This is a genomic window from Pedococcus sp., assembly GCF_036554925.1.
Taxonomy (GTDB): Bacteria; Actinomycetota; Actinomycetes; order Actinomycetales; family Dermatophilaceae; genus Pedococcus_A.
Map to the genome: position 1 here is coordinate 1 of NZ_DATBMI010000090.1, position 11617 is coordinate 11617.

Genomic DNA, 11617 nt, shown 5'->3' on the forward strand with positions numbered 1-11617 from the left:
GCGTGACCGAGGGCGCGGGCCCCGTGCACGAGCCGACCCGCAGCCCCAACATCTGGGACTCCCCCGACACCTACGAGGTCGAGAACCTCGGTGTCGACCGCGAGGGGGTCATCGAGGCCGCCATGGAGCGCCTGCACCCGATCGCCGGGGCCGACCTCGTCGACATCGGCTGCGGGAGCGGCTTCCACCTGCCGCGGTGGCGGGCCCTCGGTGCCCGCAGCGTCGTCGGGGTCGAGCCCTACCCTCCCCTCCTCGAGCTCGCGCGGTCACGGACCGCCGGGGACGACGGCATACGGGCGCTCGACGGCGCCGCGCAGGCCCTGCCGCTGCCGGCGGCCTCCGTGGACGTCGCGCACGCGCGCTGGGCCTACTTCTTCGGTGCCGGGTGCGAGCCGGGGCTCGCCGAGCTGGCCCGCGTCCTGCGGCCGGGCGGCACCGCCTTCGTCATCGACAACGACGCCACCCGCTCGACCTTCGGGCGCTGGTTCCAGCGCGCCTACCCCGGCTACGACCCGCTGGCGGTCGAGCGGTTCTGGGCCCGGCAGGGCTGGTCCCGTGAGCAGCTGCTGATCCGCTGGGAGTTCGACACCCGCGAGGACTTCGAGGCGGTGGTGCGCATCGAGTTCCCGGAGACCGCTGCCGAGGGCATCCTGGCCGAGCACGAGGGCACGGGGGTCGACTACGCCATCAGCCTGTGGTGGCACCGCTTCTGAGGGGTTGAAGTCCTGAGTGGTGGCGGTCCTGAGTGGTGGAGGCCCTGGTGGTGGACGCACCTCGGTGCACCCCCCTGACCCGGGCCGATCGGCCCTGTGCTCCCTCCGGCCGCCCGCGTAGCGTCCCGCCATGGCCTACGACATCCAGATCGAGAGCGAGCAGGGCAGGCACCTGGCGGTGCGACGGTTCGACGCCACCCCCGAGGAGATGGGCGCCCAGATGGGCGCTGCGTTCGGCGGCGTGGCCACCTACCTCCGGCGCATCGGCGTGCCGGTCAGCGGCCCGGCGATGTCCTGCTACGAGATGGAGGGTGACGCCTTCCACGTGGCCTCCGGCTTCGTCGTCACCGGCCCCTTCGAGGAGGGCGACGGGGTGGAGCACCTCCAGCTCCCCGTGCGCGAGGTCGTCACGACGACGCACGTCGGCCCGTACGAGAAGCTGGGCGAGGCCTATGACGCGCTCAAGGAGTGGGCACGGGGGGAGGGCCGCGCGGTCGACGAGGACACGATGATGTGGGAGGAGTACCTCGACGGGCCGCAGACCCCACCGGAGCAGACCCGCACGGTCGTGCACTGGCCGCTCAGGCCGGCCACGGCCACCGGCACCTTCGGCCTCGGTGGTTGACGACTCCCCGGCCACCTCCCACCGGCGTCGCGGCTTGCGGGCGGCCGCTCGGGCAGCAGGATGGGAGCCAACCGACCAAGGAGGCTCCGATGACCGGTTTCGAGGCTCAGGCGCGCGTCGACGTCGACGCGACACCGGAGCGGGTGTGGCAGGCGCTGACCGACCCTGACGAGATCGCGCAGTACATGTTCGGCTCACGCGTCGAGACCGACTGGCAGCCCGGCAGCCCCATCACCTGGTCGGGCGAGTACGACGGCAGGCCGTACCAGGACAAGGGCGAGGTCCTCGAGGCCGTGCCCGGCAAGCGGCTCGCCGTCACGCACTACAGCGCGCTCGGGGGCGACGCCGACCTCCCGGAGAACTACCACACGGTGCGCTACGAGCTCGCCGCGACGGGCAGCGGCACCACGCTGACCCTGACCCAGGACGGCAGCACGAGCGAGGAGCAGGCCCGGCAGTTCTCGCGCAACTGGCAGGGGATGCTCGACGGGCTCCGGCAGGTGGTCGAGCGCGGCTAGGCCGCTGGCCGCCGGGTGCCGTGTGCTCCCCGGCGCTGTCGGCGCACCCACGTAGGTTGTGCGCCATGGCAGTCAAGGGGACGGCGAAGGCGAGCGGCTACCGCTGCTCCGAGTGCGGCTGGGCGACGGTCAAGTGGGTCGGCCGCTGCGGGGAGTGCCAGGCGTGGGGCAGCGTGAGCGAGATCGGCGCGGTCACCGTGCGGACCACCGTGCCGGCGCGGGTCGAGCGCCCGGCGGTCCCGATCGGCGAGGTCGACGCCCGGCGCGCCGAGGCCCGCACCACCGGTGTCGGCGAGTTCGACCGGGTCCTCGGAGGTGGCATCGTCCCCGGCGCGGTCGTCCTCGTGGCCGGTGAGCCCGGCATCGGCAAGTCGACGCTGCTGCTCGACGTCGCCGCGCGCGCCGCCCGCTCGGGCGCAGGGCGCACCGTCCTCTACGTCAGCGGGGAGGAGTCCGCCGCACAGGTCCGCGTACGGGCCGAGCGCATCGAGGCCATGGCACGCAGCCTCTACCTCGCCTCCGAGACCGACCTGGCCACCGTCCTGGGCCAGGTCGACGCCATCGACCCGGAGCTCCTCGTCGTCGACTCCGTGCAGACCATCAGCAGCGGCGAGGTCGAGGGCGCCGCCGGCAACGTCTCCCAGGTCCGCGAGGTGACGGCGTCCCTGATCCAGGCCGCGAAGGCCCGCGGCATGGCCACCCTGCTCGTCGGCCACGTCACCAAGGACGGCTCCATCGCCGGCCCGCGGGTCCTGGAGCACCTCGTCGACGTCGTCGTGCAGTTCGAGGGCGACCGCCACTCACGGCTGCGGCTCGTCCGGGCCGTCAAGAACCGCTACGGCCCGACCGATGAGGTCGGCTGCTTCGACCTCTCCGACGTCGGGATCGTCGGGCTGCCGGACCCGAGCGGCCTCTTCCTCTCCCACGGCACCGCCACGGTGCCCGGCACCTGCGTCACCGCGACCCTCGAGGGGCGCCGGCCGCTCATGACCGAGGTGCAGGCGCTCGTCGCGCCGACCGAGATCCCCACGCCCCGGCGGGCCACGAGCGGGCTGGACTCCTCGCGCGTCTCGATGATCCTCGCCGTCCTGGACCGCCGGGCGGGGGCGCCGATCGGCCGGTCCGACGTCTACCTCTCCACCGTCGGCGGCGTGCGGCTCAGCGAGCCGGCCTCCGACCTCGCGGTGGCCCTGGCCGTCGCGAGCGCGATCCGCAACGAGTCCCTCGCGCCGGGCAGCATCGCGTTCGGGGAGATCGGGCTGGCCGGCGAGCTCCGACCGGTCACCGGGATCCCGCGTCGGCTGAGCGAGGCGGCGCGGCTCGGCTTCCGCACGGCCTACGTCCCGTCCGGCGTCCTCGGGTCCGGCCCGACGCCGGAGGGGATGCGCGTCGTCGAGTGCCCCGACCTCAGCCATGCCGTCGTGGCGGCGCTGCAGCCGGTCCGCGGTTAGACTGCGGCCACATCGAGACGGCAGCAGCCGGCAGCAGCGAAACAGGGGTTGGACAGTGGAACAACGCGACGACGAGTTGCTGCGGGCGACTCTCGCTGCGGTCGCCCCCGGCACCGAGCTCCGCGACGGCCTCGAGCGCATCCTGCGCGGGCGCACCGGCGCGCTCATCGTGCTCGGCCACGACCGCACGGTCGAGCAGATCTCGAGCGGCGGCTTCCCCCTCGACGTCGAGTTCTCTGCCACCAGGCTGCGCGAGCTCGCCAAGATGGACGGCGCCATCGTCGTCGACCGCGAGGTCTCCCGGATCCTGCGGGCCGCGACGCAGCTGCTGCCGGACTCCTCGATCGAGACCAGCGAGTCCGGCACCCGCCACCGCACCGCCGAGCGGGTCGCGAAGCAGACCGGCTTCCCCGTCGTGTCGGTGAGCCAGTCGATGCGCATCGTCGCGCTCTACGTCGACGGCCGACGCCACGTCCTCGAGGACTCCAGCGCGATCCTGTCCCGCGCCAACCAGGCCCTCCAGACGCTCGAGCGCTACAAGTCCCGGCTCGACGAGGTGACCGGCACGCTGTCGGCCCTGGAGATCGAGGACCTCGTCACGGTGCGCGACGTCGCCAGTGTGCTCCAGCGCCTGGAGATGGTCCGCCGCATCAGCGACGAGATCGCCGGGTACGTCGTCGAGCTCGGCGTCGACGGTCGCCTGCTGACCCTCCAGCTCGAGGAGCTCACCGGCGGGCTCGGCAACGACCGTGAGCTCGTGATCCGCGACTACCTCGGCGAGGCCCGCGGTGGCCTCACCGTCGACGAGGCGCTCGCGGCACTCGAGGAGCTCACCTCGACGGAGCTGCTCGACCTCTCGGCGGGGGCCAAGGCGATCGGCTTCACCATCGTGGGGGACGCCCTGGACTCCGCGGTCAGCCCCTGCGGCTACCGCCTGCTGAGCAAGGTGCCGAGGCTGCCCGGTGCGATCGTCGACCGCCTCGTCGGCCACTTCGGCAGCCTGCAGAAGCTGCTGGCCGCCAACCTCGAGGAGCTCATGGACGTCGAGGGCGTCGGCGAGGGCCGGGCCCGCGCGGTGCGCGAGGGCCTGTCCCGCCTCGCCGAGTCGAGCATCCTCGAACGCTACGTGTGACCGCCGCGGCCGCGCCGGCGGTGCTGCACGCCCGCATCCTCGACTGGTATGCCGCGCATGCCCGTGACCTGCCGTGGCGCCGCCCCGACGCCTCACCATGGGGTGTGCTGGTCTCGGAGGTCATGCTCCAGCAGACGCCCGTGTCGCGCGTGGAGCCCGTCTGGCGCGAGTGGCTGGAGCGCTGGCCGGACCCGCGCGCCCTCGCCGCGGAGGCGCCCGGCGAGGCCGTCCGGGCCTGGGGGCGGCTGGGCTACCCCCGGCGCGCCTTGCGGCTGCACGCGGCGGCCGTGGCGATCCGCGAGCGCCACGACGGCCTGGTCCCCGCGTCGGAGGCCGAGCTGCTCGCCCTCCCCGGCGTCGGCTCCTACACTGCTGCCGCCGTGGCCGCCTTCGCCTTCGGCCGGCGCACGACCGTCGTCGACACGAACGTGCGCCGGGTTCTCGCCCGGGCCGTCTCCGCGGTGGAGCTCCCGGCCCGCTCCCTCACCCGCGCCGAGCTCGACCTCGCCGCAGCGCTGGTGCCCTCGGACCCTGCCGTCGCCGCCACCTGGGCCGTCGCCGCGATGGAGCTCGGGGCTGTCGTCTGCACCGCCCGCAGCCCCCGCTGCGATGACTGCCCGGTCACGGACGTGTGCGCGTGGCAGCGGGCCGGTCGCCCTGCCTACGACGGGCCGCCCCGGCGGGGCCAGGCCTGGCACGGCACGGACCGGCAGGCCCGCGGGGCCCTGATGGCGGTGCTGCGCGCGAGCACCGACCCCGTCCCCCGCGCAGCGCTGCAGGAGGCCGTGGTGGACGAGCTGCAGCGCGAGCGCTGCCTGGACTCCCTCGTCGCTGACGGGCTCGTCGAGCCGCTGACCCGGGGCCGCTACCGCCTCCCCGGGCACCGGGACTCCGGCACGCCCGACACGCAGGCGGGCCGCGATGCCGGCTGAGGACGACCGGCGCCCCGGGGCCAGCCGTGGCCTGCGCGTCGGGGCGTCCCGGGCAGGCCGCGCTGGCCGTGCGGTCGGCCGCGGCGCCGTCGCGGGCCTGCGTGCCGCCGGGCGCGGCGGCAGGGCGGGGGCCCGCAGGGCCCGTGCCTACGCACAGTCCGAGGGGGCCGGTGAGAGCGGTCTCTCCCGGGTCGTGGAGCTGCACTTCGTCAACCTGGCCGGGGACGCCGCTCTGACGGTGTCGCTCGCGGGCACGATCTTCGCGATCCCCACGGACGAGGCCCGCGGGCAGGTTGCCCAGTTCCTCCTGCTGACCATGGCCCCGTTCGTGCTGCTCGCGCCGTTCGTGGGGCCACTGCTCGACCGCTTCCGCCACGGCCGCCGCTGGGCGATCGGCACCACCCTCGCGCTGCGCGCCTTCCTGTGCTGGGTGCTCGCCGACGCGGTGTCGCGCGACTCCGCCTGGCTGTTCCCCGCCGCCCTGGGCTGCCTCGTGGCCTCCAAGGCGTATGCCGTGACCCGCGCCTCTGCCGTGCCACGCCTGCTGCCGCCGGGGTTCAGCCTCGTCAACGCCAACTCGCGCAGCGCGCTGGCCGGCGTCGCGGGGATGGCGGTCGGCGGCCTGCTCGCCGGTGGTGCGGCGCGCTTCGGACCGGAGTGGTCGCTGCGCCTGGCCTTCGCGATCTACGTCGTCGGCACGGTCCTCGCCATCCGGCTCCCGGCCAGGGTGGACTCCGCCCTCGGGGAGCGCGGCCTCGACGACACCATCGAGCTGCCCGTGCGGGGCCGTGCGGCGCCGCGGGGCCCGCTGGCCCGAGCACGGGCCCGGGTCGCGGCGCTCCCCACCGCCGTCCTGGTCGCCCTCTGCAGCGCCATGGGCACCCGGCTGCTCATCGGCTTCCTGACGCTGTTCGTCGCCTTCCTGATGCGCGAGCACCCGTTGCCCGGCCTGTCGGGCACCCTGACCCTGGCCCTCGTGGTCGGGGCGGCCGGGATCGGCAACGCCCTCGGCACCGTCATCGGCAACCTGCTCGCCCAGCGGCGGCCGGAGGCCATCATCAGCGCGGCCCTGCTCGTGACGGTGGCCGCAGCCCTCGCCACCGCGCTGTTCTACTCGCTGTGGACCCTGCTCGCGCTGGGGCTGGTGGCAGGCCTGTCGTCCCAGCTCGTCAAGGTCGGCACCGACGCGGTCGTGCAGCGAGACGTCGCGGAGTCGGTGCGCACCCGTGTCTTCGCGTGGGTCGAGACCAGCCTGCAGGTGGCCTGGGTGGTGGGAGGGGCGATCGGGATCGCCCTTCCGCTCAACCCCCAGCTCGGCTTCGGGGTCCTGGCCGGGCTCCTCGTGCTCGTGCTGCTGCTGTCGGTGTGGGTGCGGGCGTCGCGGGTCCACCACCCGGCGCGGGCGCAGACATCCTGACCGGCGAGGCACCCACGAGGCGTCGGCCCGTCAACAGGCACGTCACCGGCACGTCACCGGCACTCACAGGGTTCGCAGCATCCGGGTGTTCCCCAGGGTGTTGGGCTTGACCCGCTCGAGGTCGAGGAACTCTGCCACGCCCTCGTCGTAGGACCGCAGCAGCTCGGCATAGACCTCGGGGTCCACCGCCTGTCCCTCGATCGGCTCGAAGCCATGGCGCGCGAAGAAGTCCACCTCGAACGTCAGGCAGAACAGCCGCTCCACCCCGAGGCGCCGGGCGTCCTCGACGAGGGTGTCCAGAAGGGCGGAGCCCACGCCCAGGCCCGTGGCCTCGGGACGGACGGCAAGGGTGCGGATCTCGGCAAGGTCCTCCCACATCACGTGCAGGGCACCGCAGCCGACCACCTCGTCGGCCATCTCGGCGACGCGGAACTGCTGCAGCGCCTCGTAGTACGTGACGGCCTCCTTGGCGATCAGGACCCTTGACTCCGCCATCGGCGCCACGATCTCCCGGATCGTCTTGACGTCCGCGGTCCGTGCCCAGCGGATGAGCGGCCGCGCCGGCGACCCGGTGCCCCGCTCAGGCAAGCCTGCCGTCCTTGATGTTGCGGAACAGCGAGCCCGCGGCACCGCCGAGCAGGACCACCGACTGGCCACCGCGCATGCCGACCGAGCCGGTGGCCACCGCAGTCCTGGTCGCCGCCGGGCTGAGGTAGATCGCGGCCGCGAGGTTGAGCACCTCCACGACGGACAGGTCGGTCGACAGGTGGGGGCTCATGGCGGTCAGGTACTTCGGCAGCCGGGCCGGGCCCTGCGCCCGGGCCGTGGCGATCCCCGCACGGATCAGACGGCCCTGGTTGGCCGAGCGGCCGAAGTCGCCGTTGGCGAGGTGCTTGCGCTCCCGGGCCAGGCCGAGCGCGAGCTTGCTGTTGAGCCTGTTCGAGCCCGCCCGCAGGATCTGGTAGCCGTCGACGCTGCGCAGCGAGGACTTCGAGGCGTAGGCGATCCCCCCGACGGCCGCGACCATGCCCCGGAAGCCCTTGAAGCCGGCCATGACGTAGCCGTCGATCGGCACGCCGGTGGCCCGCTCGACCGTCCTGACCTGGCCCTGGGCGCCGCCGAAGACCAGGGCGGCGTTGATCTTGTCGGTGCCGCCGGTGGAGAGGGAGACGTAGGAGTCGCGGGGGATCCCCACGATGCCGCCCACGCCCTTGTTGTCGACACCGATGATCTGGAGCGCGTCGGCTCGGCACTTCTCCACCCGCTGGTGGTTGCGCGCGTCCGAGCCGATCGCGAGGACGCGGGCGGTCCGGCGCGGAACCCGCGCGACGCCGAGCGAGGGCCACCAGCCTCCGACGACGGCCCACTTCTTCGCGCTCGTCCTGACCAGGAGCGTGACGTCCTTGCCCCGGGTGACGACGGCGATCGGCGTCCCCTTCCAGGTGCCGGTCGACCCACCCACGACCAGGCTCGCCTTGGCGAGCTTGCGCTTCGCGAGCGCCTTGCGCTGGTCCGCGGCGGCGGCCACGGGCCCACCGAGGTAGAGGGCCGTCATCGTCCCCAGGAGGTCCGCGGGCAGGCCCTTGCCCGTGACCTTCGGCTTGGGCGGCACCGTCGTCGTGGTGGTCGTCGGGGTCGGGGTCGACGGCTTGGCCTTCGGCCGCTCGTCGTCGGAGCAACCGGAGGCCACCAGGGGCAGGCCCAGGGCCGCGGCGATCAGGGATCTGCGGGGTACACGTGCTTCAGCCACGCGCCCCAGAGTAAGGGGCGCGTGGCTGAAGACTGCAGAGCGGCTGGTCAGCGCACGTGGTACCGCGGCTGGGACTGCACGTTCAGCTGGTCCATCCTGACCTCCGCGGCCTTGCGCAGGTCGCGGTCCGTGATGCGCAGGACGTCGAAGCCCTGGCCGAGGTCCGAGGAGAAGACGTGGCCGTTGTAGTAGTACGACGACCAGGTGCCGCCACCCCCGCCACTCGGGGCCGGGCCCCGCTCGAAGTAGCCGATCTCGCGGGGGTTCCCGGAGTCGGTGAACTCCCAGAAGCTCGTGCCGCCCATGTACCACGACTGCACCATGACGTCACGGCCCTTGACCGGGATCAGCGAGCCGTTGTGGGCCACACAGTTCTCGGTGTCGGTCTGGTGCCGCGGGATCTTGTAGTAGGAGCGGAACGTCAGCTGTCGGTCCCGGCCCAGGTCGTAGATGCCGTTGGCGCCCCGGGTCGGGCCGATGTCGGCGTTGCAGGTGGCGGCCCCGCCGCCGCCGAGCTCGTCGGTGAAGACGACCTTGGTCGCGTCGTTGTTGAAGGTGGCCGAGTGCCAGAACGCGAAGTTGACGGTGTCGGTCACGCGCTCGACGACCCGGGGGTTCACCGGGTCCTTGATGTCCATGATGATGCCGTCGCCCATGCACGCACCGGCCGCGATCTTCTTGGCGGGGTAGGCGGTGATGTCGTGGCAGCCGCTGGTGTTGGTGTAGCCGCCGTCCGGGAAGAGGTTCGGCGTCGCAACCACCGCGGCCTTGGTGGGCGACTTCAGAGGCACCTCGATGATGGAGATGGAGTCGTGCGGCGGCTTGCAGTCGGCGTACTCGGCACGCGGGGAGTAGCTCGAGACGTAGACGTACACCCTCTTCCCGTCGGGGACGAGGGTGTGGGTGTGCGAACCGCAGGCCGTCTCGACGGACTTGATGTACCTCGGGTTCGCCACGTCGGAGATGTCGAAGATCTTGATGCCCTCCCACGCCTCCTTCTGTGTGGCCGGCATCGGCACCGAGGTGCACGAGTCGTCGCTGCGGGAGGAGTCGGTGGACAGGAACAACAGGTCGCCGTAGACGCTGATGTCGTTCTGGGAGCCCGGGCAGCTGACCTGGGCGACCATGCGCGGCGATGACGGCCTGCGCACGTCGTAGACGACGAAGCCGTTGTAGTTGCCGACGAACGCCTTGCCGTCGGAGAAGGCGAGGTCGGAGCCCGTGGCTCCGGTGAGGGGCCCGGAGTGCGGGATGTTCTTCAGGTGCTCCACGTTGGCGCTGCGGCCGATCTCGTACGGCCCGAGGTCGGTGCCCGACTTCCCCACCCCGTCACCGGCTGTGGCACTCGCGGCACCGGCGATCCCGATCGCCAGGGCTGCCGCGAACACGCTGGCGGCCATTCGACGCACTCTCATCAATGAACTCCTCCGGCTCAGAAAGGCCGCGGCGGCGCCTGGGCGGGTCGCGGGACGATTTCCTCACCCTTGCCCAAGGAATATGACGCAAACAAGACGAACTCTTTCTGTATTCGGTAAATAGTTCCGCCTACGCTGTCCCGCGTGAGACTCCGCCCCGCCCTGTCCTCAGGCTCGCTCGTCGTCCTGGCCACCGCTCTCGCGTTGAGTGGGTGCAGTGGCTCCGCCTCGGGCGCAGCGACGCCGGTGGCCACCTCCCCCGACGCGCCGGTCATCCAGCCCGGGCGCCCGGGGCAGCCCAACACCTCGCTGACGGGCACGGCCGCCGTCCCGCGGCCCGCTGGACCCGTGGACCCGGACGACGTCCGGTTCATGCAGGACATGATCGTCCATCACGCGCAGGCCGTCGTGATGTCCGGCCTGGCGCAGGAGAACCTCACCGACACGCAGGTGCGGGCCATCGCGAGCCGCATCGCCGACGAGCAGGAGCCGGAGATCGACGCGATGGCGAGGTGGCTGGAGCAGCGTCGTCAGGACGTCCCGCCGCAGGCGGAGAACCCGCAGTTCCGGGCGGTCTCCCACGCCGGGCACGGCCAGATGAAGGGCATGGCCACGCCCCAGCAGCTCGAGCAGCTGGCGCGGGCCCGCGGGGTGGAGGCCGACCGTCTCTTCCTGCGCCTGATGACCGCGCACCACGAGGGAGCCTTGGCGATGGTCCTCGACCACCAGAAGGACGGCACCGACGAGCTCGTCACCCAGGTGGCCGACGAGATCCACGTGACCCAGCAGACCCAGATCAACCACATGAGGGTGATGCTCGACAGGCTCGCCTAGCGGGGGACACAGGGCGGCCCGGGACCAGCGGGTCCCGGGCCGCCTCTCCGTGCGGGGCTCGTCAGTCGGTGGAGTCTCCCACCGTCTCGACGACCGGCAGGTCGATGTGACCGGAGTGCGGGTTGCCGACGAAGGTGAAGCCCTCGGACTTGCCCTCTCCCTCGGTGCCGACCAGCACGATCTCGCCGGCCTTGAGCTCGCCGTAGAGGATCTTCTCGGACAGGACGTCCTCGATCTCGCGCTGGATCGTCCGGCGCAGCGGCCGGGCGCCGAGCACGGGGTCGTAGCCCTTCTTGGCCAGGAGGTTCTTGGCGTCGACGGTGAGCTCGAGGCCCATGTCCTTGTCCTTGAGCCGCTTGTCGAGCTTGGCGATCTCGAGGTCGACGATGGCCACGATCTCGGCCTGGGTCAGCTGCGGGAAGACGATGGTGTCGTCCACACGGTTGAGGAACTCGGGGCGGAAGTGCTGCTTGAGCTCGTCGACGACCTTGTTCTTCATCCGCTCGTAGTCGCTGCGGGAGTCGGGCCCGGCCGAGAAGCCGAGCGAGACGCCCTTGGCGATGTCACGGGTGCCGAGGTTGGTCGTCATGATGATGACGGTGTTCTTGAAGTCGACCATCCGGCCCTGGGAGTCGGTGAGGCGACCGTCCTCGAGCACCTGCAGCAGGCTGTTGAAGATGTCCGGGTGGGCCTTCTCGACCTCGTCGAACAGGACGACCGAGAACGGCTTGCGGCGCACCTTCTCGGTGAGCTGGCCGCCCTCCTCGTAGCCGACGTAGCCGGGAGGCGAGCCGAACAGCCGCGAGACGGTGTGCTTCTCGGAGAACTCC

The 11617-nt window shown here is 72.3% G+C and carries 12 protein-coding genes; 8 read left to right on the forward strand and 4 right to left on the reverse strand.

Annotation, left to right across the window (positions count from 1 at the left end; all coding sequences use genetic code 11):
* Window positions 1–2: 2 nt before the first annotated feature.
* The 7 genes from VIB11_RS07535 (at window position 3) to VIB11_RS07565 (ending at window position 6788) form a co-directional block, all read left to right on the forward strand.
* On the forward strand, window positions 3–713 hold the full coding sequence (locus VIB11_RS07535) for a class I SAM-dependent methyltransferase (RefSeq protein ID WP_332029909.1): 711 nt from the start codon (window positions 3–5) through the stop codon (window positions 711–713).
* Window positions 714–843: 130 nt separating this feature from the next.
* Complete coding sequence (locus VIB11_RS07540) at window positions 844–1338, forward strand: GyrI-like domain-containing protein (protein WP_332029911.1); 495 nt, start codon at window positions 844–846, stop codon at window positions 1336–1338.
* Between the two features lie 89 nt (window positions 1339–1427).
* Window positions 1428–1856 carry an SRPBCC domain-containing protein gene (locus VIB11_RS07545; RefSeq protein WP_332029913.1) on the forward strand — a complete coding sequence of 143 codons (429 nt, stop codon included), beginning with the start codon at window positions 1428–1430 and terminating at the stop codon, window positions 1854–1856.
* Between the two features lie 65 nt (window positions 1857–1921).
* On the forward strand, window positions 1922–3307 hold the full coding sequence (radA, locus tag VIB11_RS07550; RefSeq protein ID WP_332029915.1) for a DNA repair protein RadA: 1386 nt from the start codon (window positions 1922–1924) through the stop codon (window positions 3305–3307).
* A 55-nt stretch (window positions 3308–3362) separates the two neighbouring features.
* Window positions 3363–4439 carry a DNA integrity scanning diadenylate cyclase DisA gene (disA, locus tag VIB11_RS07555; RefSeq protein WP_332029917.1) on the forward strand — a complete coding sequence of 359 codons (1077 nt, stop codon included), beginning with the start codon at window positions 3363–3365 and terminating at the stop codon, window positions 4437–4439.
* Complete coding sequence (locus tag VIB11_RS07560) at window positions 4436–5371, forward strand: A/G-specific adenine glycosylase (protein WP_332029919.1); 936 nt, start codon at window positions 4436–4438, stop codon at window positions 5369–5371. The genes disA and VIB11_RS07560 overlap by 4 nt, the downstream gene beginning before the upstream one ends.
* Entirely contained in the window at window positions 5361–6788 is a 1428-nt protein-coding gene (locus VIB11_RS07565; RefSeq protein ID WP_332029921.1) for an MFS transporter, read from the forward strand. The genes VIB11_RS07560 and VIB11_RS07565 overlap by 11 nt, the downstream gene beginning before the upstream one ends.
* A gap of 63 nt (window positions 6789–6851) precedes the next feature.
* Here the strand turns inward: VIB11_RS07565 and VIB11_RS07570 are convergent, their stop codons facing one another.
* Genes VIB11_RS07570 through VIB11_RS07580 form a run of 3 tightly spaced genes read right to left on the reverse strand, consistent with a single transcriptional unit; the run spans window position 6852 to window position 9938 of the window.
* Window positions 6852–7376 carry an amino-acid N-acetyltransferase gene (locus VIB11_RS07570; RefSeq protein WP_332029923.1) on the reverse strand — a complete coding sequence of 175 codons (525 nt, stop codon included), beginning with the start codon at window positions 7374–7376 and terminating at the stop codon, window positions 6852–6854.
* Window positions 7369–8538 (reverse strand): LCP family protein, encoded by a 1170-nt coding sequence (locus tag VIB11_RS07575; protein ID WP_332029925.1) that lies wholly within the window; start codon window positions 8536–8538, stop codon window positions 7369–7371. Before VIB11_RS07575 ends, VIB11_RS07570 begins: the two co-directional genes overlap by 8 nt.
* Window positions 8539–8585: 47 nt before the next feature.
* A complete protein-coding gene (locus VIB11_RS07580) occupies window positions 8586–9938 on the reverse strand; it encodes a hypothetical protein (protein WP_332029927.1) in 1353 nt (450 codons plus the stop codon).
* 159 nt (window positions 9939–10097) lie between these two features.
* Here VIB11_RS07580 and VIB11_RS07585 point away from each other — a divergent pair, with 159 nt between their 5' ends.
* Window positions 10098–10787: a DUF305 domain-containing protein gene (locus tag VIB11_RS07585; RefSeq protein WP_332029928.1), complete on the forward strand. Its 690-nt coding sequence runs from the start codon at window positions 10098–10100 to the stop codon at window positions 10785–10787.
* A gap of 61 nt (window positions 10788–10848) precedes the next feature.
* Here VIB11_RS07585 and VIB11_RS07590 read toward each other — a convergent pair.
* On the reverse strand, window positions 10849–11617 hold a 769-nt coding region (locus VIB11_RS07590), incomplete at its 5' end, for an AAA family ATPase (RefSeq protein ID WP_332029930.1).

What these genes read in the sequence shown, in the direction of transcription:
- VIB11_RS07540 (WP_332029911.1), top strand. Translation starts at nt 844, where the DNA reads ATGGCCTACGACATCCAGATCGAGAGCGAGCAGGGCAGGCACCTGGCG.
- radA (WP_332029915.1), top strand. Translation starts at nt 1,922, where the DNA reads ATGGCAGTCAAGGGGACGGCGAAGGCGAGCGGCTACCGCTGCTCCGAG.
- VIB11_RS07565 (WP_332029921.1), top strand. Translation starts at nt 5,361, where the DNA reads ATGCCGGCTGAGGACGACCGGCGCCCCGGGGCCAGCCGTGGCCTGCGC.
- VIB11_RS07580 (WP_332029927.1), bottom strand. Translation starts at nt 9,938, where the DNA reads ATGGCCGCCAGCGTGTTCGCGGCAGCCCTGGCGATCGGGATCGCCGGT.
- VIB11_RS07545 (WP_332029913.1), top strand. Translation starts at nt 1,428, where the DNA reads ATGACCGGTTTCGAGGCTCAGGCGCGCGTCGACGTCGACGCGACACCG.